The sequence below is a fragment of the Caulobacter sp. Root1455 genome (genome assembly GCF_001426905.1).
Taxonomy (GTDB): domain Bacteria; phylum Pseudomonadota; class Alphaproteobacteria; order Caulobacterales; family Caulobacteraceae; genus Caulobacter.
The window spans coordinates 161427-183604 of the sequence record NZ_LMFQ01000012.1; the positions used below are offsets into that span (position 1 = coordinate 161427).

Annotated in this window: 18 protein-coding genes; 11 read left to right on the forward strand and 7 right to left on the reverse strand. The window is 68.9% G+C overall.

The features are described 5' to 3' along the window. Window positions 1–7: 7 nt before the first annotated feature. Window positions 8–796 carry a DUF3108 domain-containing protein gene (locus tag ASD21_RS08190; RefSeq protein ID WP_056439332.1) on the forward strand — a complete coding sequence of 263 codons (789 nt, stop codon included), beginning with the start codon at window positions 8–10 and terminating at the stop codon, window positions 794–796. A gap of 219 nt (window positions 797–1015) precedes the next feature. Next, on the forward strand, window positions 1016–1396 hold the full coding sequence (locus tag ASD21_RS08195) for a molybdopterin-dependent oxidoreductase (RefSeq protein WP_235524857.1): 381 nt from the start codon (window positions 1016–1018) through the stop codon (window positions 1394–1396). 92 nt (window positions 1397–1488) lie between these two features. Here ASD21_RS08195 and ASD21_RS08200 read toward each other — a convergent pair whose 3' ends face one another. Further along, window positions 1489–2001 carry a DUF1993 domain-containing protein gene (locus ASD21_RS08200; protein WP_056439335.1) on the reverse strand — a complete coding sequence of 171 codons (513 nt, stop codon included), beginning with the start codon at window positions 1999–2001 and terminating at the stop codon, window positions 1489–1491. A gap of 173 nt (window positions 2002–2174) precedes the next feature. Between ASD21_RS08200 and prfA the strand changes: the two genes are divergently transcribed. Further along, window positions 2175–3242: a peptide chain release factor 1 gene (gene prfA, locus ASD21_RS08205; RefSeq protein ID WP_056439338.1), complete on the forward strand. Its 1068-nt coding sequence runs from the start codon at window positions 2175–2177 to the stop codon at window positions 3240–3242. 135 nt (window positions 3243–3377) lie between these two features. On the opposite strand, the gene ASD21_RS08210 is transcribed toward prfA, so the two are convergent. The 3 genes from ASD21_RS08210 to ASD21_RS08220 all read right to left on the reverse strand — a co-directional run bounded on the left by ASD21_RS08210 (window position 3378) and on the right by ASD21_RS08220 (window position 7940). Next, window positions 3378–6110: a hypothetical protein gene (locus ASD21_RS08210; protein ID WP_056439341.1), complete on the reverse strand. Its 2733-nt coding sequence runs from the start codon at window positions 6108–6110 to the stop codon at window positions 3378–3380. Window positions 6111–6343: 233 nt separating this feature from the next. After that, window positions 6344–6874 (reverse strand): GNAT family N-acetyltransferase, encoded by a 531-nt coding sequence (locus ASD21_RS08215; protein ID WP_056439342.1) that lies wholly within the window; start codon window positions 6872–6874, stop codon window positions 6344–6346. 25 nt (window positions 6875–6899) lie between these two features. Then, a complete protein-coding gene (locus tag ASD21_RS08220; protein ID WP_156398316.1) occupies window positions 6900–7940 on the reverse strand; it encodes a hypothetical protein in 1041 nt (346 codons plus the stop codon). A 52-nt stretch (window positions 7941–7992) separates the two neighbouring features. Here ASD21_RS08220 and ASD21_RS23860 point away from each other — a divergent pair, with 52 nt between their 5' ends. Beyond that, window positions 7993–8169, forward strand: coding sequence for a hypothetical protein (locus ASD21_RS23860; protein ID WP_156398317.1), 177 nt, complete (start codon window positions 7993–7995; stop codon window positions 8167–8169). Window positions 8170–8181: 12 nt separating this feature from the next. On the opposite strand, the gene ASD21_RS08225 is transcribed toward ASD21_RS23860, so the two are convergent. Continuing rightward, on the reverse strand, window positions 8182–9447 hold the full coding sequence (locus ASD21_RS08225) for a YihY/virulence factor BrkB family protein (protein WP_056439347.1): 1266 nt from the start codon (window positions 9445–9447) through the stop codon (window positions 8182–8184). 103 nt (window positions 9448–9550) lie between these two features. Between ASD21_RS08225 and ASD21_RS08230 the strand changes: the two genes are divergently transcribed. The 7 genes from ASD21_RS08230 (at window position 9551) to ASD21_RS08260 (ending at window position 18619) form a co-directional block, all read left to right on the forward strand. Further along, window positions 9551–10312, forward strand: a complete 762-nt coding sequence (locus ASD21_RS08230) for an MOSC domain-containing protein (RefSeq protein ID WP_156398326.1) — start codon at window positions 9551–9553, stop codon at window positions 10310–10312. 57 nt (window positions 10313–10369) lie between these two features. Continuing rightward, window positions 10370–11218: a peptide chain release factor N(5)-glutamine methyltransferase gene (gene prmC, locus ASD21_RS08235; RefSeq protein ID WP_056439354.1), complete on the forward strand. Its 849-nt coding sequence runs from the start codon at window positions 10370–10372 to the stop codon at window positions 11216–11218. Window positions 11219–11514: 296 nt separating this feature from the next. Beyond that, entirely contained in the window at window positions 11515–12636 is a 1122-nt protein-coding gene (locus ASD21_RS08240; RefSeq protein ID WP_056439357.1) for a DUF4167 domain-containing protein, read from the forward strand. Window positions 12637–12769: 133 nt separating this feature from the next. Next, window positions 12770–14200, forward strand: coding sequence for a M20/M25/M40 family metallo-hydrolase (locus tag ASD21_RS08245; RefSeq protein WP_056439360.1), 1431 nt, complete (start codon window positions 12770–12772; stop codon window positions 14198–14200). Between the two features lie 93 nt (window positions 14201–14293). Beyond that, window positions 14294–15031: a M48 family metallopeptidase gene (locus ASD21_RS08250; protein WP_056439363.1), complete on the forward strand. Its 738-nt coding sequence runs from the start codon at window positions 14294–14296 to the stop codon at window positions 15029–15031. Between the two features lie 95 nt (window positions 15032–15126). After that, window positions 15127–17721, forward strand: a complete 2595-nt coding sequence (gene clpB, locus ASD21_RS08255) for an ATP-dependent chaperone ClpB (protein WP_056439367.1) — start codon at window positions 15127–15129, stop codon at window positions 17719–17721. A 328-nt stretch (window positions 17722–18049) separates the two neighbouring features. Beyond that, a complete protein-coding gene (locus tag ASD21_RS08260) occupies window positions 18050–18619 on the forward strand; it encodes an OmpA family protein (RefSeq protein ID WP_056439370.1) in 570 nt (189 codons plus the stop codon). Between the two features lie 108 nt (window positions 18620–18727). Here the strand turns inward: ASD21_RS08260 and ASD21_RS08265 are convergent, their stop codons facing one another. After that, complete coding sequence (locus ASD21_RS08265; RefSeq protein ID WP_056439373.1) at window positions 18728–19369, reverse strand: glutathione S-transferase family protein; 642 nt, start codon at window positions 19367–19369, stop codon at window positions 18728–18730. Window positions 19370–19535: 166 nt separating this feature from the next. Next, window positions 19536–22046, reverse strand: a complete 2511-nt coding sequence (locus ASD21_RS08270; protein ID WP_056439377.1) for an MASE1 domain-containing protein — start codon at window positions 22044–22046, stop codon at window positions 19536–19538. Between the last annotated feature and the right edge of the window lie 132 nt (window positions 22047–22178).

The following is a 22178-nucleotide window of genomic DNA, read 5'->3' on the forward strand; positions in this document are numbered from 1 at the left end:
GCCTTCCATGTCCCTCGCCGTTCGTACCGCGCTTTCCGCCTCCCTGGTCGCCGTCCTGCTTGTGGCCGGCGGCGTCGCCACCGCCGCGCAGGCCGCCGTCACCCCGGTGCCGGTCGGCCAGCCGCTGGCCCGTTTCGCCAATCTCAAGCCCGGCGTGCACCGCTATCTGCGCTACAAGCAGACCGGCGACACGATCCGCGTCGCCGACGTCTGGACCCGCGAAGTCCGCTTCGAGGACCTGGACGGCCAGCGCCGGATGCACATCGTCCAGCACTGGGACGGGGCGGGCGCCACGCCGTCGGACCGTCAGCTGGACAGCTGGTTCGAGGTCGGCACCTTCCGACCCCTGACCCATGTCCGCCGCTCGCAGAAGGACGGCGTGACCAAGGTCGAGGGCTTCGTTTTCCAACCCGACAAGATCGTCGGCCTGAAGGACCTGGCCGACAACGCGGCCAAGGACTTCGAGGTCGCCTCGCCGCAGCCCAGCTTCAATTTCGAGACCGACATGGAGTTCATCCAGGCCCTGCCGCTGGCGGCGGGCTACGAGGCCAGCATCGTCTTCACCCACCCGGGCGGCGGCCCGCCGGCGGCCTATGTGTTCAAGGTGGCCGGATCGGAGACCCTGGACCTGCCGGGCGGCGGCAAGGTCGACTGCTGGCTGGTCACCGCCGACTACAACCGCCCGGAAATGCCGGTGACCCGCTTCTGGTTCGCCAAGGGCAGCCAGGTGATGATCAAGCAGATCTCGCCGCTGCCGGACGGCTCGGGGGTGATCGGGAAAACCCTGCTGTATTGAGTCCCTTTGAAATTCGCTCATCCCGGCATTCGCCGGGATGAGCGGAAGGGAGGGGGTTGTGCGATGGGGCGCATCGGCCCCAGATCGGGCCTCCACACGAGGTCCCCCCAAATGCGTCCGCCGCTTCTGCTCGCCGCCCTGATCGCCCCAATGGCCGTCTGAGCCGCGACGCCCGCCCTGGCCCAGGACCTGAAGGTCGCCGTCGAGGGGCGCGACTCCGTGGTGCTGACGCCGGCCGACCTGAAGGCCCTGCCGCGCGCCAAGGCGACGTTCACCGCCCACGGCAAACAGATCACCTACGAGGGCGCGCTGCTGAACGCGGCCCTGCGCCAGGCCGGGGTGGTGTCGGGCGACCGGCTGATGGGCCGCTACCTGAACCAGATCGTGGTCGCCAAGGGCGCGGACGGCTTCACCAGCACCTATTCGCTGGGCGAGACCGACCCGATCTATCGCGCCAATCCGGTGATCATCGCCGACAGCAAGGACGGCCAGCCGCTGGACGCCAAGGAAGGGCCCTACCGCCTGGTCGTCGACGGCGACCTGCGGCCGGGACGTTCGCCCCGGGCGCTGGTGTCGGTGGAGGTCAAGGCGGTTCCGTAGGGGAGCAGTCGGAGCGCCCAATCTGTTGTCATCCCGGACAGCCTCTGCGAGGCTTCCGGGATGACAACGGTGGGTGGGCTTTGGGCTGAACCCTAGCTCCGCACCGGGCCCATATAGTCCAGCTTGCCGATCTGCACGCCCTTGTGGCGCAGCACGTCGTAGGCGGTGACCACGTGGAAGAAGAAGTTCGGCAGGGCGAAGGTCAGCAGATAGTCCTCGCCCGTGAAGGTCAGGGTCCCGCCGGGCAGCTTCAGCTCGACGGTGCGCTCCTCGCTGCCCTCGAACGCCTTGGGATCGACGCTTTCGATATAGGCCAGGGTGTCGGCGACGCGCGTCTTCAGCTGGGCCAGGGTGGTTTCCTCGTCGGCCATGGCCGGCGCGTCGACGCCGGTCAGCCGCGACACCGCGCCCTTGGAGGCGTCCGAGGCGCGCTGGACCTGGCCTGACAGCGGCAGCATGTCGTCGGCCAGGCGGGCGCCGACCAGGTCGTCCGGGTTCTGGCCCTGGGCCTTGGCGTGGGCCTCGCCCTTCTCGAGCAGGGTGGCCAGCACCTTCAGGGCGCGGACGAAGACGGGAACGGAGGCGCGGTGCATCGACAGGGGCATGGAGAGCTCCGAGGGAAAGCGCGGCGCGGGGGATGAGATCGCCGCGACCGGGAGATGGGGGCGCAAGGCGACGCTTTACAGGTCCTCCGCCCCGCCGCGCCCGCCAAGGGGTGACGCGGCGCGTCCGGAGCGGTAGAGAGACCGCCCGTTCTCCCACAGCGTGACGTTCCCCCTTGCGACTGCCCCAGGCCCGCCTCGACCAAGTTCTCGACCGCTTCCGTGAAGTCGAAGCCCGCATGGGCGCGGCCACCGACGGCGCCGAGATCGTCAAGCTCTCCAAGGAGCACGCCGAGCTGCGCCCGGTGGCCGAGTCCGTCCAGGCCCTGGCCAAGCTGAGCGCCGAGCGCGCCGAGCTGGAGGAGATGGCCGGCGATCCGGAGATGGCGGCCATGGTCGCCGACGAGATCCAGGCGCTGGACGAGAAGCTGCCGGTCATGGAGCGCGAGCTGGCCCTGATGCTGGCCCCGCGCGACAAGGACGAGAACGCCTCGGCCATTCTCGAAGTGCGGGCCGGCACGGGGGGCGACGAGGCGGCTCTGTTCGCCGGCGACCTGTTCCGCATGTACCAGCGCTACGCCCAGCTGCAGGGCTGGAAGGTCGAGATCGACAGCGTCTCCGAGGGCGAGATGGGCGGCTACAAGGAAATCATCGCCTCGGTCACCGGCGACGGCGTGTTCGGCCGCTGGAAGTTCGAAAGCGGCGTGCACCGCGTCCAGCGCGTGCCGGCCACCGAGGCGCAAGGCCGCATCCACACCTCGGCCGCCACCGTCGCGGTGTTGCCCGAGGCCGAGGACGTCGAGATCGAGATCAACGACAGCGACCTGCGCATCGACACCTACCGCTCGTCGGGGGCCGGCGGCCAGCACGTCAACAAGACCGACTCGGCCGTGCGCATCACCCACTTGCCGACCGGCGTGGTGGTGACCTCGTCGGAAAAGAGCCAGCACCAGAACCGCGCGCGGGCCATGAAGAACCTGAAGGCGCGCCTGTACGACATGCAGCGCGAGGCCCTCGACACCGCCCGCTCCGACGCCCGCAAGAGCCAGGTCGGCAGCGGCGACCGCTCCGAGCGCATCCGCACCTACAACTACCCCCAGGGCCGGGTCACCGACCACCGCATCAACCTGACGGTCTACAACCTGCCCAAGGTGATGGAGGGCGACGCCCTGGACGACATCATCAAGCCGCTGATCGCCGAAGATCAGGCCGCGCGGCTGGCGAGCCTGGAAGAGGGCTACTAGGAGACCACTTGCCCCCTACGGGTCGCTTCGCGACCGTCTTCCCCCTTAGGGGGAAGAGGAGCCGCGTTCGTCCTCCGCCCCCTATGGGGGCGGACAGACCGCGAAGCGGTCAGGTGGGGGCAAGTGGGTGTGATCTCACGCCGACCACCCCACCTTCAGCGTCGCCAGCGCCAGCTCGGCGGTGAAGGCGATGTCGGCCCCCGTCACGGTCGGGGTCTGGCCCCCGCTGATCGACTGTTCGAGCGCCGTGACCAGGCTGGCGTCGTTGACGGTTCCACCCAGGGTCTGCAGCCCGGCCAGCGACACCGTCACGTCCATGCTGGCGTTCGAAGGCTGGTAGGCGCGCAGGATCAAGCTGGCCGGATCGGCTTCCGAGGGCTTGGCGACCGTCAGGATCGGCGTGGACGTCCCTGAAGCGGCGCTCACCGAGGCCAGGGAGATCGACGCGGGGAGGGCGGTGGTCGAATTGGGCGGGGCGATCAGCGCCGTCAGCGGCGTGGTGTAGGCCAGGGCCTCGATCAGTTGGGCGCCGTCGCTGGGATCGGCCTTGCCGTCGCTGTCCACCGTGATCCCGGTGGGCACGCGGAACGCATACTCCAGCGTATGGACGTCGGGATCGATGCCGCCGGGCGGCGCGGGGATGGGGCACCAGCCGAAATAGTTTTCGCCCGGATTGCGGGCCAGGCCCCCCACCAGCAGCGTGCTGTTCTGGTCGCCCTGGCCCCAGGCCGGCATGGCGCCGTGATAGATCGCGCAGAGCGGCGCGCCCGAGGTGTTTTCCGGGATCAGGAAATCGTGGGTCGCCTGCATCGACGGGCCCGTCCAGTAGCGGACCTGGCGGGCGTCGTCCCAGTGGTAGGGCGTGCCCTGGGCGATCACGTCGACCTCGGCGCTCAGGTCGAACATCGTCATCGCCGAATAGCCGAACGGGCAATTGCCGGTGGTGCGCATGCGCACGAAAGGCTCGTCGGCGGCCAGCAGGTACTCCAGCTGATAGGGATAGTCCGCGCCGGCCACCGTGCAGGTGAGCTGGGCCTGCAGGCGCACGCGCAGCGGCCCCGTCTCCAGCACCTGGACCCCGGTCACGACGGTGGTCACGCTGGTGTCGAGCTTCAGGGGCGGATACGAGGCCCCCTGTTCGCAGCTGTAGCGGTAGTTGTTGCCGTCGGCGTCCAGGTAGAAGCCGACCTGGTTGGAGGTCCCGCCCAGCACATTGGCCTGGGGATTGGCCGACCGCAGATCCAGGATCGTGTCGATCGCCCACATCGAGGCCGCGCTGACGTCCACCGAGATCAGGGCGTTGGCCAGCGTGTAGGAAGCCCCGTCGTCCGATGTGGTGATCGTCGCCTGGGTGGTCGGCTGCACGGTGTCGGTGGACAGGTAGCAGGTCGTGTAGCCCAGGCTGTCGCAGGTCGCCGGAAACAGCAGGCCGCCGTCGGCGTCGGCCTGGAACGGGACGCTCCCGTTCGGGGTGCGCACGCTGGAGAAGGCGGCGAGGTTCTGGGTCGGCGGAACCGCCAGCTCGACCAGGCCGGTCCGCGCAAAGCCCAGCTGATTGAACACCACGACCGGCTGCTCTCCGGACTGGGGCGCGGCCGTGACCTGGGCGGCGATTTCCCGCATCGCATCGCGGCGCAGGCCGTTGGCGCCGGTGCGGGCGGCGGTCAGCCGCGGCAGCTGCTCGCCGCGATAGACGTAGTCGGCCGCGGTGCCGGTGATGAAGTCGTGGTGGGTGCTGGGAACCAGGCCCAGCCAGGCTTCCCGCAAGGCCGAGGTGCGCGCCTGCAGCTCGACCGTCCACGCGCCGCCGCAGGTCTGGGCGTTGCGCGCCCCGGCGATGACGCCGAAGATCTCTGCCCCCAGCAGGGCGCGCGTGGCGTCATAGTGCAGCCGCTTCAGGCGGGGCCGGGTCTGGTAGCAGCCCGAATAGTACGGCTGGGGGCGGAAAGCCTGCGGCGCGCCGAGCAGGCCGCTGCCGACGATGGCCTGGATGTAGTCGTCGAAGGTGCCGGCGACCGCCGTCACCGCCGAGCCGCTCTGCTGGTTCCAGATCTCGACGCAGCTGGCGGTGTCGGTCGGCAGGGCGAAGTCGGTGCCCACGGGCACGTACAGGGTCGGGGTCACCGACGACGGCGCGTTGGCGTCGATATAGAGCTGGATCTGGGTGAGCGCGTTGCTCGGGTCGAGCCCGGAGCCCTGGCCGTAGCCGGCCATCAGCCAGTGGGCGATCGCCGTGGAGCCGTCGCGCGCGCCCCAGACGAACTCGGTGCCGTTGTCCGTCATCCACTGGGCGGGCGACGGACCCTGGCCCTTCAGGGGCGGGATGTTGGTGGGCTGGCCGCCGGGCACCCGCTCGAAGGCCACGCCCTGCAAGCCCATGGCGGCCAGCATGACCGGCAGCTGCGAGTCGTGGCCGAAGTCGTCGGGCACATAGGCGTGCTTGGGGAACAGGCCGTAGGCCTGCTGCACCCAGCTCGTGCCCGTCAGATAGTTGCGGATGAAGGCCTCGCCGTGCGGCAGCAGGCTGTCGGGCGAGGTGATCCCGCCGCCCAGGATCTCGAGGTTGCTGGCCGCCTGCTTCAGCACGCCGGCGATCTGCGGATTGGCGTCGGTGAACGCCTTCAGGAAACCCATCTCGCAGATCGAATAGAAGTAGGCGGGGTCGGGCGTCCCGTTCGGCGCCAGCAGGTCTGTCGCCTGGCTGAAGATGGTGAAGGCGTCGCCGCCCGTGGAGCTGAAGTAGCTGTACTCGCCGATGCGGTACGGCGGGATGTTCGAGCAGAGGGCGGTGAAGGGCAGGATCCAGTCCCAGTCCAGATGGGGCGTCGTGCAGAGAATGACCTTGCTGATCGTGACGCCCGTTTTCATGGCGCTGCTCCTCTGTGTCCTGGGGATGGATCGCGTGCTCGAGGGTCTTCCGGTGGAGGTTCGGCGGAGGGTTCGGCGGCCTGACCGGCGCGACAGATCGCGGTCGCGGGATCGCGACGCGTCGGCCTTCCGTCATGGCGGGAAATGCGCCCTAAGCTCAACCCCAGATAAAGACTATGCTTGCCAGGGTTGAGCGGTCAATCGGTTTGGAGTCTGGTCGCGCCGAGGCGGCCCTAGAGCGTTTTTTCCAGCACCACGAACGACAGCTCGCGTTGCGGCTTGCCGAACCGGTCGCCGACCGGGAACGGCTTGGTTTCGCCGGTCAGGGCGTAGCCCCGGCGCTGGTACCAGGCGATCAGGGTGTCGCGCAGGTGGACCACGGTCATGCGCACCCGCTTCGCGCCTAGCCCGTGAGCGTAAGTCTCGCCGTGGGCCAGCAGGGCGCGGCCCAGCTGGCGGTCCTGCTGGTCGGGGCGGATGGTCAGCATGCCCAGGTACCAGGCGTCGCCTTCCGGAACCTCGGCGTCGGGCTCGATCCAGACGCAGCCCAGCAACGGGCCGTCGGGCTCGTCGCGCAGGGTCAGCAACGTGGCGCTGGGCGCCTCGGCCAGGTCTTGCTTGAGGCTCTCCAGGTCGATGCGCTGGCCGTCGATATAGCCGGCCTCGGTGGTCCAGCCCGCCTGGGCGCCTTGGCCGCGATAGGCCGAATTGACCAGGTCGACGATGGCGGGGAATTCGGATTCGACGGCGGGGGCGAAGATCATGCGGGGTCCTGGGAGGGGAGGGGCGTCAATGGGCGGCGGCGGGACAGCGGGCCATCGCGACATAGCGCCAGCCCAGCCATCCCGGATAGATGGCGACGCAGGCGACGCCGCCAACCCGCGAGGCCTCGAAACGGGCTTTCGAGACCTTGAGGTCCTCGATCAGCGGGAGGTTCGCCCCGGCGTCGACCGCGCGGAGGCTGAGGGTCGGATCGTCGTCGGCCGACCCGCCCTTGTGGACGACCACGGCCCGCTGGATCGCCGGCGGCGCCTTGTCGAACCACCAGTTGGCCAGGCTGATCGTTCCCCAGCCCCAGCAGAAGGTGACGACCGCCAGGAACAGCGCGAGGAACAGCGTCGCCCAGGATTTCGGCGACACCCGCTGGGCCCGCAGGGCGAAGAGGAACGGGATGGCGGCCAGGCCGAGCCCGGCGCAAAGCGGCTGGATCCAGTCGATCTTGTCGATGTCGAGCAAGGCGCGCAGGGCCAGGATCAGGCTGGGCATGAACCAGAAGGCCATGAGGCTGATGGTCGGCTCCTCGCCCTGATCCCCCATCAGGCTCACCAGGCCGCGCCAGCGGTTGGCGACGGCCAGGGCTATGAGGGGAGTGACGACGTTGATCGCCACCGCCGGCCCGTAGGGGTGCGGATAGAAGAGCAGCCAGCAGGCCAGGCCTATGCCGACCAGGGAGGCGCGGCCGGTCAGCTTGCGCAGCGAGCCCAGGGTCTCCAGGCGGGCGGTCGGATTGGCGCCCAGGCGCGGGTCTTTTTCCAGGATCGCCAGCTCCTGGTTGAACGCCACGGCGTCCAGGTTCTCCAGGGTCTCGAACCAAGCCGCCCAGACCGGATTCTTGGCGACGTGCATCGGGACGCTCAGGCCGTGTTTACGACCGTCGACCGACTCCAGGCGGATGTGGTCCTGCGGCTCGACGCGAAAGCCGACAATCTTGGCGCGCGAGAGGCTTTCCACCCCAAACAGCCCCTTGGCTTCGACCCGATCGGGCAACAGCCGCCACCGGCTGGTCCACGCATCGACAATCGCATAGACGGCGCCAAGCGCGAGGATCACCGCGAGCGCGCTAAACAGCCACGGGCCATGGACCATGGGCCATAGAAGGTTCATGACCACGCCGAAAATCATGAACGCGGCCAGGGCTCCGCCGCCGATCGTCGTTGTCCAGACGCTTCTGGTCGGCGTCCTGACCTCGCCGTCCGCAACCGCGACCTTCGATCCCGTGCTCGCCATGCTTTCCCCCCGGTTCGCGCCTTTCGACATAGGCGAGGCCGGGGCGCGGTAAAAGCCCCACGGTTCAGCTTGGCGGCGGCTTGGTTCCTGTCTCGCCACGCCCCAGCCCCAGCGCGCGGCCCCAGTAGCGGCCGGACACCCGTTTGACCGTACCGGCCTCGCGCTGGATGAACTCCCAGGGGTGGAAGGCCAAGCCCACGGTGTCGGCCATGGCCGCGCCGCGCTCGCCCATCGGCTTTTCCGGACCCGTCGTGGAGTCGATGGCGGTCTGGTGCTCGATCTCGGCGTTCAGCTCGGCGCCGACCAGGACGGTCATGATCGAGAACCACATCCAGACCATGAAGGCGATCACCGCGCCCAGGGGGCCGTAGGTGGCGTCGTAGTGGGCCACGCGGTTGACGTAGACCGAGAAGCCCAGCGAGCCCAGCAGCCAGGCCGCGGCGCCGAAGATCGAACCCCAGATCACCCAGCGCCAGCGCGGTCGGGCGCGGCAGGGGGCGAAGCGATAGAGCATCGCGAAGGCCAGGGCCGTCACCCCCAGCACGATCAGCCACCGCAGCGGGATCCAGATCACCGCCGCGGCGCTCAGGCCCACCCGCTCCAGCAGGATCGGCGCGGCGATCAGCACGCCGGCCAACACCACGGCGTATAGCAGGGCGCAGAGGGTGAAGACGTAGGTCCAGGCCGTCTTGGTGACGAAGTTGCGCTTCTCGTCCTCGTCATAGGCGACGTTCAGGCCGTCGAAGAGCGCTTTCATGCTGGCGTTGGCCGACCAGATCGACAGCAGCAGGCTGAGCACGAAGGCCACGCCCAACTTGGCCTGCTCCTGGCTGGCCAGGCGCAGCATCTGCTCGCCGATGATGTTGACGACGCTGGCGGGGAAGACGCCCGACATCTCCTGCAGTTGCTTCTCGACCGCTCCGATGTCGGCGAACAAGCCGTACAGCGAGACGAACGCGCCGATGGCCGGGAAGATGGCCAGCAGGGTGTAGAAGGTCACGCCGCCTGCCACCGCGGGCAGGCGGTCGACGCTGATTTCGCGGAAGGTGCGCCACAGGATGTCGCGCCAGCCCAGGACGGGAATGCGGTGCGGATGCCGGGCGGCGCGGCCGCGCATCGGCTCGGCCTTGTCGAAGTCGTGCGGCGGCATGGCCCGGTCCTCGGACAGGCCGGGCGGGTGGTCGAGCGGCGTCTCGTTCGGCGCGTGGCCGGGTCTCGGCTTGGGCAGGACGAAGGGGACCAGGGCCAGCAGGGCGATCCAGGGCGCCAGGTGATAGGGCCGCGAGGCGATCCACGACCGGAACGGGCGTCGCGGAACGTTGTCGGTCATGGTCGGGCCCTCCGCTGGAGGAACACGCCGCTCGCCGCTCCGTTCCGCGCGCCCCAGTGAGCTTGGCTTGCCAAGCGCTGAGTCGTCGCCGACCTTGCGCGCCATGCACGCCCGGATCGCCAGCCTCTATCGCCATCCCGTCAAGGGGTTCACGCCCGAGCGCCTGGACGGGGCCGAACTGACGGCCGGCCGGTGCTTTCCCTGCGACCGGCTCTACGCCGTCGAGGACGGGCCCAGCGGCTTCGATCCCGCCGCCCCGGCCCACGTCTCGAAGATGAAGTTCACGGTGCTGGCCAAGATCCCGCAGGTCGCCAAGGCCCGCACCGCCTATGATGCGGCGACCGGCGTGTTCACCGCCCGGGCCGAGGGCCGGCCGGACTTCGCCGACGACCTGCGCGGGGCCGAGGGGCGGCGCGGCTTCGAGGTCTGGCTGGCCGACCTGCTGGGCGAGGCGGTCCAGGGGCCGCTGCGCGTGGTCGAGGGGCCGGGCGACCATCGATTCATGGACAGCCGCAGCGGCTACGTCTCCATCGTCAACCTGGCCAGCGTCCGCGACCTGGAGGCTCGGCTGGGCCGGCCGGTCGATCCCCTGCGCTTCCGCGCCAACCTTTATGTCGAGGGCTGGCCGGCCTGGGTCGAGAACGACTGGGCTGGGCGGACGATGCGGGTGGGCGAGGCGAGGGCGGAGGTTCTCAAGCCGATCGTCCGCTGCGCCGCCACCCAGGTCGACCCGATCACCGCCGAGCGCGACATCGACCTGGTGAAGGCCCTGTTCGACCACTACGGCCACATGCTGTGCGGCGTTTATCTGAAGGTGGAAGAGGGCGGGGCGGTGGCCGAGGGGGACGAGATCAATCTCGATTGAGGAAATTTGAGCCCGAAAAGGTCGCCTCCGCGCGCGAGGCGGAGTAAGACGCCGCCCATGACCCTGACCCTCGTCAAAGCCTGGAACGCCGCCAAGGATCGTCTGAAGAACGTTCAGATCGATCAGCCGGCCATCGACGCTCGCCTGCTGCTGGAAGTGGCCGCCAACGTCACCCGCACCGACATCATCACCGACCCCTACCGCGTGCTGACCGAGGCGCAGATGGCGACGCTGGATGATTTCCTGAACCGCCGCGCGCGTCGCGAGCCGGTCAGCCACATCATCGGCCGCAAGGGGTTCTGGAAGATCCTGCTGCAGGTCAACAAGAACGTCCTGACCCCGCGCCCCGAGACCGAGGTCATCGTCGACGAGGTGCTCAAGGCCTTTCCCGAGCAGATGAGCTTCAACATGCTCGATCTGGGCGTCGGTTCGGGCACGATCCTGCTGGCGGTGCTGGCCGAGCGTCCGGCCGCCAAGGGCCTGGGCGTCGACGTCTCGGAAGAGGCCCTGGCCGTGGCCCGCGAGAACGCCGCCAATCTCGACCTGGCCGGCCGCGTGGCCCTGCTGCGCGGCGACTGGACCAACGGCCTGGGCGACGACAGCTTCGACCTGGTGGTCTCCAACCCGCCCTACATCGCCACCCACGTGATCGAGACCCTGGAGCCCGAGGTCCGCGACCACGAGCCGCGCCTGGCCCTGGACGGCGGTCCGGACGGCCTGGACGCTTACCGGTTCCTGGCCGGCGAGATCCTGCGGGTGCTCAAGCCCGGCGCGATGTTCGCCGTCGAGATCGGCTACGACCAGTCCGAGGACGTCGAGACCCTGTTCAAGCAGGCCGGCGCCCAGAACGTGCGGACCATCAAGGATCTGTCCGTCAACGACCGCGTTGTCACCGGTACCAAATAGCCGCCAAAGTCCCTGATTGAAAAATTCCTTGGAAACCCTGACGTGAGGCGGTAGACGAGTAACGTCTCCTTCCAAAACGCCGGGTGAAGGGAAAAGCGGTCGTCTAGATGACCGCGAGGCTCCCCCGGCAGGCGCGAACGGCCGACCCGGCTGATCGCCGCGCCCGAACCGGGCGGAGGCTCTACGGAAACCAACGTCTCTAGAACATCGAAGGCAGAACCTAACAGGGTTCCACCCCGCTCCAGAGGCCAAACACCGGACGCGCAGATCGCCGCCGGACAGGTTCAGAAGAGAAGATGAGAGATTTCAAGGGCATGAAGCGCCAGCGCGGCCGCAACAATCGCGGCGGAGCGGGTAGCGGCGGCAAGCCTCAGCAGCACAACGCCAACCGGGCCTTCGATTCGAACGGCCCCGAAGGCGTCAAGGTGCGCGGCGCGGCCCAGAGCGTCTACGAGAAGTACCAGCAGCTGGCTCGCGACGCGACGTCGTCCGGCGACCGGGTGCTGGCCGAGAACTATCTGCAGCACGCTGAGCACTATTTCCGCGTCCTGCGAGCCATCCAGCCGAATCGCCCGGTCAGCGACATCATCGGCAAGGACGCCTATTCGGCTTACGAGATCGATTTCGAGGCCGAACCGGAAGAGCAGCCCGAAACCCCCGAAGCGACCCAGACCGAGGCTCCGGCCGAGGGCGAGGGCGGCGACGGCCAGGGCGGCGAGCAGCGCCGCGACCGGTTCGAGAACCGTCCCCGCGACGATCGTCCCCGTGACGGACAGCGCGACGACCGTCCCCGCGACAACAACCAAAGCCGCGACCGCTTCGACGGCCAGCCGGGTCAGGGCCAAGGCCGCCGCGACCGTTGGCGCGACCGCGAGGACCGGCCCCGCGACGACCGGCCCCGCGACGATCGCCCCCGGGATGACCGTCCTCGCGATGATCGCCCGCGCGACGACCGTCCGAGGGAAGACCGTCCCCGTGACGACCGCCCCCGTGACGACCGCCCGCGGGAAGACCGCTTCCGCGACGAGCGTCCGCGCGAGGATCGTCCCGCCGCCGCCGAAGGCGTCGAGGTTCAAGCTCGTGACAACCAAGGGGGCGAAGGCCGCCGCGAGCGTCCGCGCCGCGACCGCGCGCCGCGCGACCGCGATCCGATGGCGGTGATCGAGCCCCAGGCCACGCCGCTGACCAGCGAGGCCCAGGCCTCGCCGCTGCTGCGGGGCCAGGACGGCGACGTCAGCCACGCCCCGGCCTTCCTGGGCCGCAAGTCGACCCGCGCCGAGAGCGCCGTGGACACCGGTCCGGTCTCGACCTCGTCGGTGCTGGCGGCCGACGCGGAAGCTGCTCCGGCCAAGCCCAAGCGTCGCCGCGCCCCGCGCAGCTTCGAAGGCAGCGCCGCGCCGGAGTCCGAAGAGGTCTAGACTTCTTCAAGCATCGACTGATCTTCAGTCAGCCCCCGACCTTGTCGGGGGCTGACGTCGTTTTGGCTCCGCCCCCATTGCGCTCGGCGCCGAACCCCGCCTAGCCTCGCCTCCTCACAGTTCGGGGGCGACCATGCGCGGCAAGACCAAGACCTTTCTCCTGACGGCGGCCGCCCTGTCGGCCCTGGTCGCGACCGGGGCCAGAGCTCAGTCCGCTCCCAAGGACTCTGGCGAAGCCGCCTTCCGCGGGCTCTACAAGGAGCTGGTCGAGATCAACACCACGGCCTCGGTGGGCAGCTGCACGGCGGCCGCCGAGGCGATGGGCGCGCGGCTGAAGGCGGCGGGCTTCCCCGACAGCGACGTGCGCGTGCTGTTCCCGCCCGAGCATCCCAAGTTCGGCGCCCTGGTCGCCACCCTGCGCGGCAAGGACCCCAAGGCCGGGGCCATCCTGCTCCTGGCCCATATCGACGTGGTCGAGGCCAAGCGCGAGGACTGGGTGCGCGACCCGTTCAAGCTGGTCGAGGAGGACGGCTATTTCTACGCCCGCGGCGCCAGCGACGACAAAGCCATGGCGGCGATCTTCACCGACAGCCTGGTGCGCTACAAGAAAGAGGGCTTTCAGCCCAAGCGCGACATCAAGCTGGCCCTGACCTGCGGCGAGGAAGGCGGCGACCCGTTCAACAGCGTGCCCTGGCTGCTGGAGAACCATCCCGAGACCCTGAAGGCCGACTTCGCCCTCAACGAAGGCGACGACAGCCAGCTGGACGAGAAGGGCCAGCCCCGGCTGCTGGGCATCCAGGTCGGCGAGAAGGTCTACATGGACTACAATCTCGAAGTGACCAACGCGGGCGGCCACTCCTCGCGCCCGATCAAGGACAACGCGATCTACCACCTGGCGGGCGGCCTGGCGCGGCTGGGGGCCTATGACTTCCCGATCGCCCTGAACGACGCCACCAAGGGCTATTACGAGCAGAACGCAAAGATCGAGCCCGATCCCGAGGTGGCCGACGCCATGCGGGCCATGGTCAAGGATCCGAACGACGCGGCGGCCGCCGCCATCCTGGCCCGCGACCCGGGGCGCAACAGCATGATGCGCACCACCTGCGTGGCCACCATGGTCGAGGCCGGCCATGCGCCCAACGCCCTGCCGCAGCGCGCCAAGGCCAACGTCAACTGCCGCATCCTGCCGGGCAACGATCCCGCGGTCATCCGCGACCAGCTGGAAAAGATCGTCGCCGACCCGGCCATCAAGATCACCCTGGCGGACGAACCCGACCCGGTCAGCCCGCCGCCGCCGTTGACCCCGCGGATCATGGCTCCGGCCACCAAGGTCGCGGCCAAGATCTGGCCGGGGGTGCCGTTCGTCCCGGCCATGCTGACCGGCGCCACCGACGGCCGCTTCACCAACGCCGCCGGCGTGCCGACCTACGGCCTGTCGGGCCTGATGGCGGGCGTCGACGGCGACCACATCCACGGCCTGAACGAGCGCATCCAGGTCAAGGCGCTGATGAACGGCCGCCAGTTCCTCTACGAGGTGGTCAAGCTGTACGCCGACGGGAAGTGAGCCTTTCGGTGGTTGTCTCGGACAGGCGCCGTTCAGGATGACAATGGTAGGTGTTGCACCTAAGTTTTCCCGATAGCCCGTCGGAACTCCGTCATGCGCCCGATCCTGCCTGTCCTCACCGCCGCCCTGGCCCTGTCCGCCTGCGCCTACAACCCCGAACTCGGTCGTCAGCAGATGACCATCGTCAACGACGACAGCCTGACCCAGGCCGGCGAGCAGGCCTGGAACCAGGCCCTGGCCAAGAGCAAGGTCAGTACGGACCGGCGGGCCAACGCCCGCGTGCGCGCCGTGGGGCAACGGGTGGTCGACGCCGCCGGCCTGGGCCAGCAGCCCTGGGACTATGCGGTGTTCGAGAACACCGCGCCCAACGCCTTCGTGCTGCCCGGCGGCCATGTCGGCGTCACCACCGGCCTGCTCACGATCGTCGACAACGACGACCAGCTGGCCGCCGTGATCGGCCACGAGACCGGCCATGTCATCGCCCATCACGCCGCCGAGCGCCAGTCGCAGACCGTGGCCTCCAGCCTGTTGCTGGGCGTGCTGGGCGCGGCCACCGGCGGCGACACCGCCCGGGCCATCTCCAGCTACGGCGGCGACGCGGCCAAGTACGGCTTCCTGCTGCCGTTTTCGCGCAAGCAGGAGCTGGAGGCCGACCGCCTGGGCGTCGACTTCATGCAGCGGGCCGGCTACCGCCCGCGCGAGGCGGTGGTCCTGTGGCTGCACATGCAGGCCCAGGGCGGATCCAGCGCCCCGCAATTCACCTCGACCCACCCTTCGGACGCCACTCGGATCGCGGCCCTGGAAAACTATATCGCCCAACGGGGCTGGTGAGCCTTGTGTGGCTGATCGGCCACACCTAAATCCCCGTGGACCGAGTTGCGCTTGATCAAGGCGACTGGGTCAAATCCGCCTGAACTGGGGATACCATGAAGATCGACCTCTATTCCGACCGCGCCAAGTCCGCGGTCCAGTCGGCGCAGAGCCTGGCCCTGGCCAAGGGGCACCAGCAGCTCGGCCCCGAACACCTGCTCAAGGTCCTGCTCGAGGAGAAGGACGGCCTGGGCCGCGCCCTGATCCAGAGCGCCGGCGGCCGGCCCGACGCGGCCGACGCGGCGACCGACGCCCTGTTGGCCAAGACCCCCCGCGTCGACGGCGCCGGCGGCCAGCTCTACATGAAGCCCGACACCGCCCGGGTGTTCGCCGCGGCCGAGGAGGGCGCCAAGAAGGCCGGCGACGCCTTCGTCACCACCGAGCGCCTGCTGATCGCCCTCGCCAAGGAAGGCGGCGACGCGGCCAAGATCCTCAAGGACGCCGGGGCCACCGCCCAGGGTCTGGAGACCGCCGCAGCCGCCGTCCGCAAGGGCCGGACCGCCGACAGCGCGTCGGCCGAGGAAGGCTATGACGCCCTCAAGCGCTACGCCCGCGACCTGACCCAGGCGGCCCGCGACGGCAAGATCGATCCGGTGATCGGCCGCGACGAGGAGATCCGCCGTACGATCCAGGTCCTGTCGCGCCGCACCAAGAACAACCCCGTCCTGATCGGCGAGCCCGGGGTCGGCAAGACCGCCATCGTCGAAGGCCTGGCCCAGCGCATCGTCAACGGCGACGTGCCCGAGAGCCTGAAGGACAAGAAGCTCCTGTCGCTGGACATGGGCAGCCTGATCGCCGGCGCGAAGTATCGCGGCGAGTTCGAGGAGCGGCTGAAGGCCGTGCTCGGCGAGGTCACGGCGGCCGAGGGCTCGATCATCCTGTTCATCGACGAGATGCACACACTGGTGGGCGCCGGGAAGAGCGACGGGGCGATGGACGCCTCCAACCTGCTCAAGCCGGCCCTGGCCCGCGGCGAGCTGCACTGCGTGGGCGCCACCACGCTGGACGAGTACCGCAAGCACGTCGAGAAGGACGCGGCCCTGGCCCGTCGCTTCCAGCCGGTGTTCGTCAGCGAGCCGACGGTGGAGGACACCGTCTCGATCTTGCGCGGCCTGAAGGAGAAGTACGAGGTGCACCATGGCGTGCGGATCTCGGACTCCGCCATCGTCGCCGCCGCCACGCTCTCCAACCGCTACATCGCCGACCGCTTCCTGCCCGACAAGGCCATCGACCTGGTCGACGAGGCCGCCAGCCGGGTGCGGATGCAGATCGACTCCAAGCCGGAAGAACTCGATGAGATCGACCGCCGCCTGGTGCAGCTGAAGATCGAGCGCGAGGCCCTGTCCAAGGAGACCGACGCGGCGTCCAAGCAGCGGCTGGAGAAGCTCGAGGACGAGATCGACGAGTTGCAGATCGAGTCCGACGAGATGACCGCGCGCTGGAAAGCCGAGAAGGACAAGGTCGGCGGCGCCGCCCAGGCCCGCGAGGCCCTGGATCGCTTGCGCGCCGACCTGGCCGCCGCCCAACGGGCCGGCGACTTCGCCCGCGCCGGCCAGCTGCAGTACGGCGAGATCCCGGCGCTGGAGAAGCGTCTGGCCGACGCCGAGGCCGGCGAGACCGGGGCCGGGGCCCAGAAGGCCCTGACGCCGGAAGTCGTCGACGCCGAGCAGATCGCTGCCGTGGTCAGCCGCTGGACCGGGGTGCCGGTCGAGAAGATGCTGGAAGGCGAGCGCGAGAAGCTGCTGAAGATGGAGGACGCCCTGCGCGGCCGCGTCGTCGGCCAGGATGAGGCGCTGGAAGCGGTGTCCGACGCGGTGCGCCGCGCGCGGGCCGGCCTGCACGACCCGTCCAAGCCGATCGGCTCGTTCCTGTTCCTGGGCCCGACGGGCGTGGGCAAGACCGAGCTGACCAAGGCCCTGGCCGAGTTCATGTTCGCCGACGAGCATGCGATCACCCGCATGGACATGTCGGAATACATGGAAAAGCACTCGGTCAGCCGGCTGATCGGCGCGCCTCCCGGCTATGTCGGCTACGACGAGGGCGGGGCGCTGACGGAAGCGGTGCGCCGGCGTCCGTACCAGGTGGTGCTGTTCGACGAGATCGAGAAGGCCCACCCGGACGTCTTCAACGTTCTGCTTCAAGTGTTGGACGATGGCCGTCTCACGGACGGGCAAGGCCGGACGGTCGATTTCAGGAACACCCTGATCATCATGACCTCCAACCTCGGCGCCGAGTTCCTGGCCAACCAGGAGGACGGCGAGGATGTGGAGGCCGTGCGGCCGATGGTGATGAAGATGGTGCGCGGTCATTTCCGCCCCGAGTTCCTCAACCGGGTCGACGAGATCATCCTGTTCAAGCGGCTGAGCCGCGCGAACATGGGCGACATCGTCCGCATCCAGCTGCAGCGGGTGGAGAAGATGCTGGCCGAGCGCCGCATGACCCTGGCGCTCGACGCCGAGGCTCTGCAGTGGCTGGCCGACAAGGGCTACGACCCGGTCTATGGCGCGCGCCCGCTCAAGCGGGTGATCCAGAAGGACCTGGTCGACCCGATCGCCAAGCGTCTGCTGGCCGGCGAGCTGGAGGACGGCGGAGTGATCGCCGTCGGCGCCGGCTCCGACGGCCTGGCGATCGGCAAGGCGACGCTGCAGTAAGCGTCGCCCGCCGGCGAATCCCATACGGGCGCGTCCCACGGACGCGCCCGTTTTTGGGTCTGGCGGAGCGCGAAAAAGAGGTTCAGGATGACCTCTCGCCCCTCACATATCGCAAATATTTCTCGGGAACCTTTGGCCGGGTTTTGCGTACGCGCGCGTTACTAAGAAGCGGCGTAGAGATGTTCGTGGGAATGGCCAAGTCTGTCCAGAACAGGCCCAGAATTCGCCTCTTTCGAATGTCGATTTTCAACTGACGAAGCGCCGCTGCTGGACTGTCTGACGGTCCAGCTTGGTGCTCGGTGTTGAAGCAAAGGTGGAAGGGTGTCCCATGATTAGCGTAAATTATAAGATGATGATGGTGAGCGCTCTGGTGGCTGGCGGGCTGTCGGTCAGCGGCTGCGCGACCAAGGGCTTCGTCAACGAACAGGTCGGCGCGGTGAACACGCGGGTCGACGCCACCGACGCCAAGGTGGCCGAGGTCGACCGCACCAGCCAGGAAGCGCTGAAGCGCGCGACCGACGCCCACAAGCTGGCCGAGGGCAAGTTCCTGTACTCGGTGGTGCTGAGCGACGACTCGGTGAAGTTCCCGCTCGACCGGCATGAACTGTCGCCGGAAGCCGAGCAGCGCCTGGCCGACTTCGCCTCGAAGCTGAAGGGCGACAACAAGAACGTCTATCTCGAAATCCAGGGCTTCACCGACGCCTCCGGCGATCCGAAGTACAACGAGACCCTGGGCAACGAGCGGGCCGAGACGGTGCGCAAGTTCCTCAGCAAGCAGGGCGTGCCGCTGAACCGAATGGCGACGATCTCGTACGGCGAGGAAGATCCGGTGGCCCCGAACGACACCCCCGACGGCCGCGCCCAGAACCGCCGCGTGGTGATCCAGGTCCTGGCCTAGAACGCGATCATCGCCCGGCCGGACTGACGCCGGGCGATCACCGCTTCCTTGTCCGCTCACCCGACGTTGGCCGGGATGAGCGGATTTTTTTGTCGGGCCGCGATCGGGTCAGGCGTCCGCCGCTTCCTTCGCCGCCGCGATCAGCGCGTCGTCGATCTCGGCGGCCCGCTTGGCCGCCGGGCGCTGGCTGATGCCGGCCCAGTAGGCCTCGAAGGCCGGGCGCTTCTCGATCGACCCGAACATCATGCCCCAGCCGATCTGCGCGCCGACATAGACATCGGCGGCCGAGAACTTGTCGCCGGCGATGTAGGTCTTGCCGCTGACCGCCTGTTCGAGCGCGTTCAGGGTGTCCTCCAGGCAGCCGTAGCCGGCCATGGGCTTGCGGTCGTCCGGCACGACGAAGCCCAGGGACTTGTTGGTCACCGCCGCCTCGACCGGCCCGCAGGCGAACATCAGCCACCGATAATAGGTCCCGCGCGCGGGCGAGGTGGTCGGCGGGGCCAGGCCCGCTTCGGGAAAGGCGTCGGCCAGATAGGCGCAGATCGCCGCGCCCTCGGTGACCGTCACGCCGCGATGGGTGATCGCCGGCACCTTGCCCATCGGATTGATCGCCAGATATTCCGGCGCCTTCATCGTGGACGCGTAGTCCAGCACCACCGTGCGGTAGGGGGCGCCGACTTCCTCGAGCATCCAGCGGACAATGCGGCCGCGCGACATCGGGTTGGTGTAGAAGACGAGTTCGTCGCTCATGGGGATGGCCTCCAAGAGCCAGTCCGAAGGACAGGCTCGTCCAAACATCTGGAGCGTGACGGGCGCCGAAACCGGCATCCACCTTCGGCTGTCACGCTCCGGGGTGGCGATCCTAGCGCGCGCGGCCTCTCGCGCAATCTCGACGATCGATGTTCTTCGAGGGTGTTCAGGCCGAGGCTTCGAGCGTCCTGGCCGGCGTCGAAGCCATGGCGGTGTTGAGCGCGTCGATCAGGCCGGCGACGGTCATCGGCTTGGACACCGCGCCGTCGAAGATCCCGCCTGGACCGCCTGGGCGGGCGTCGGCCGAGAAGGCGATGATCGGGGTCGCGGCGTTGGGTCCGCCTTCGCCGCGGATGCGCAGGGCGGCCTGGGCGCCGTCCAGGCGCGGCATGCGCAGGTCCATCAGGATGGCGTCGAACGGACGGGCGGCCGCGGCGGCCACGCCTTCCTCGCCGTCCACGGCCTCGGCCACCTCGGCCCCCATGGCGGTCAGGATGGCGTTGACCAGTTCGCGATTGGCCGGATTGTCGTCGACGACCAGCACCCGGCAGGCGGGCGGCAGCAGCGGCGGGGCGGCCTCCTGGGCCGAGCTGGCCTCGGCCTGGGCCGTCGAGGGGGCGACGACGTCGAAGCTGAAGCAGGCCCCATGGCCGGGAACGCTGACGACGCCGATCTGGCCGCCCATGGCCTCGACCAGGCCCTTGCAGATCGCCAGGCCCAGGCCCGTGCCGCCATGCTTGCGGGTCAGGCCGGCGTCGACCTGGGAGAAGCGGCGGAACAGCAGGTCGACGTCCTCGGTGGCGATGCCCGGGCCGGTGTCGAGCACCGAGACGCTGAGCCGTTCGGCGGCGTCGTCATAGGCGGCCGTGACGGTGATCGACCCGGCCTCGGTGAACTTCGCCGCGTTGCCGATCAGGTTCAGCAGCACCTGGCGCAGCCGGCCGCCGTCGATCAGCAGGTCGGCGGGCAGGTCCTCAAGGCCCTCGGTGCGCAGGGCCACGCCTCGGGCCTCGGTCTCCAGCGAGAACAGGTCCAGCGCCTCCTCGATCAGCGAGGCGGGGGCGACGGGCTCCAGCTTCAGCTCCAGCTGACCGGCCTCCAGCTTCGAGAAGTCGAGGATGTCGTTGATGGTGGTCAGCAGCGCCTTGCCGCCGCTCAGGACCCGGCCGATGAAGCGGCGCGCGTCGGGCGACAGGTCCGGCTCGTCGTCGACCAGACGGGCGAAGCCCAGCACCGAGGTCAGGGGCGTGCGCAGCTCGTGGCTCATATTGGCCAGGAACTCGCCCTTCACCGCGGCGGCGGCCTCGGCCTCGTTGCGGGCCTCGCGCAGCTGGCGCTCCATGGCCTTCTGCTCGGTGACGTCGCGAACGATGTCGGTGATGCCGGTGGCCTTTCCGGTCAGCGGATCGTGCTGCAGGCCAGGGCGCGATTCCAGCCAGATCATCTGGCCGTCCTTGCGGAGCGCGCGGTACTCGATGCGACGGGGGCCGGCGTCGTGATGGTCGGCCAACTGGGCCAACTGCTCGACGACAATGGCGCGCACGGCGTCGCGATCGTCCTGGTGGACGATGAACATGCCCTCGCGGCCGACCAGCTCCTCGGCCGCGAAGCCGGTCATCTGCAGGCAGCCCGGCGAAGCATACTGGATGATCCCGCGCATGTTGCTGTGGATGATCATGTCCTGGGCGTTCTCGGCCAGCTGGCGGAAGCGCGCCTCGCTGCGGACCATCGCGGCGTTGGCCTCGGTCATGCTCTGCAGCATCTGGCGACGGTGCCGCTGGATCGAAGCCACGGGCAGGCTGATGAAGATCGCCGTGGCCAGGAACAGCTGCAGCACGATCGCCTGGTCGGACGATCCGGTCCGGAGCAGGGTGATCGGGCCGTGACCGGCCATGGTGAAGATCACCGCCACGACCGCCACGAGGGTCGCGCTCAACGCCGCGCCCAGCACTTCCAGGCGCCAGGCGACCACCAGCATCACCGGCGGCACGATGAACAGCAGGGGGCGGGATTGGGTGAAGACGTAGACGGTCACCGCCAGCAGCAGCACCAGGCTGCCGACGCCCGAGATCGACAGCGGCCGCTCGCGCAGGTAGCGGCGCACGCGCACCAGGGCCAGCAGACAGGGGGTGATGGTCATCAGGCCTAGAATGTCGCCCAGCGACCAGACGCCGATATTGGCCAGCAACGCGCCGCCGCGCATGGCGGTGTGGATCGTGGCGGCGACCACTCCGGTGGCGATCGGAGCGGCCAGGCCGCAGATCAGGGCGAAGGCGATCATGTCGCGGGCCCGGCCCAGGTCGATTTCCGGGCCGCAGATTCGGCGCATGCCCCAGGCGCAGGCGAAGATCTGCATGATGTTGCAGCTGACCAGCACGATGTTGACGGTCGCGAGGTCACCCACATGGGCCCCGGCCGCCAGACCGCCGACCAGGCAGCCCAGCAGCACGGCCGGCCAGTGGCGGTTGCGGCACGACAGCAGGCAGGCCACGCCGAAGCCGTTGGACAGCCAGATCGGCGCCACCTGATCGTAGTTGCGGGGGAACTCGACGCAGAGATAGGCCAGCAGGGCGTAGCCGGTCGCCGCGATCACGGCGAGGGCCGCGGTCTTCAGGAAGTCGCCGCCTGTCCACTTCCAGATTGGCCCGGTGGAGGCCGAAAAGGTCGTCTCTGTCATCACCCTGCTTTCGCGGGTTGCCCAGCTCCATCCAAGCTAAGGCGAACCGTCAGACACGACTAGGGCAAAGGGCTTAAAGAACAGTGGCTTGCGACGTGGCTCATCGCCGCGCCCCTGAGGTTGTATTTGAGG

What these genes read in the sequence shown, in the direction of transcription:
- ASD21_RS08190 (WP_056439332.1), top strand. Translation starts at nt 8, where the DNA reads ATGTCCCTCGCCGTTCGTACCGCGCTTTCCGCCTCCCTGGTCGCCGTC.
- ASD21_RS08200 (WP_056439335.1), bottom strand. Translation starts at nt 2,001, where the DNA reads ATGCCCCTGTCGATGCACCGCGCCTCCGTTCCCGTCTTCGTCCGCGCC.
- ASD21_RS08210 (WP_056439341.1), bottom strand. Translation starts at nt 6,110, where the DNA reads ATGAAAACGGGCGTCACGATCAGCAAGGTCATTCTCTGCACGACGCCC.
- ASD21_RS08215 (WP_056439342.1), bottom strand. Translation starts at nt 6,874, where the DNA reads ATGATCTTCGCCCCCGCCGTCGAATCCGAATTCCCCGCCATCGTCGAC.
- ASD21_RS23860 (WP_156398317.1), top strand. Translation starts at nt 7,993, where the DNA reads ATGACCACGCCGAAAATCATGAACGCGGCCAGGGCTCCGCCGCCGATC.
- ASD21_RS08225 (WP_056439347.1), bottom strand. Translation starts at nt 9,447, where the DNA reads ATGACCGACAACGTTCCGCGACGCCCGTTCCGGTCGTGGATCGCCTCG.
- ASD21_RS08230 (WP_156398326.1), top strand. Translation starts at nt 9,551, where the DNA reads ATGCACGCCCGGATCGCCAGCCTCTATCGCCATCCCGTCAAGGGGTTC.
- prmC (WP_056439354.1), top strand. Translation starts at nt 10,370, where the DNA reads ATGACCCTGACCCTCGTCAAAGCCTGGAACGCCGCCAAGGATCGTCTG.
- ASD21_RS08240 (WP_056439357.1), top strand. Translation starts at nt 11,515, where the DNA reads ATGAGAGATTTCAAGGGCATGAAGCGCCAGCGCGGCCGCAACAATCGC.
- ASD21_RS08245 (WP_056439360.1), top strand. Translation starts at nt 12,770, where the DNA reads ATGCGCGGCAAGACCAAGACCTTTCTCCTGACGGCGGCCGCCCTGTCG.
- ASD21_RS08250 (WP_056439363.1), top strand. Translation starts at nt 14,294, where the DNA reads ATGCGCCCGATCCTGCCTGTCCTCACCGCCGCCCTGGCCCTGTCCGCC.
- clpB (WP_056439367.1), top strand. Translation starts at nt 15,127, where the DNA reads ATGAAGATCGACCTCTATTCCGACCGCGCCAAGTCCGCGGTCCAGTCG.
- ASD21_RS08260 (WP_056439370.1), top strand. Translation starts at nt 18,050, where the DNA reads ATGATTAGCGTAAATTATAAGATGATGATGGTGAGCGCTCTGGTGGCT.
- ASD21_RS08265 (WP_056439373.1), bottom strand. Translation starts at nt 19,369, where the DNA reads ATGAGCGACGAACTCGTCTTCTACACCAACCCGATGTCGCGCGGCCGC.
- ASD21_RS08270 (WP_056439377.1), bottom strand. Translation starts at nt 22,046, where the DNA reads ATGACAGAGACGACCTTTTCGGCCTCCACCGGGCCAATCTGGAAGTGG.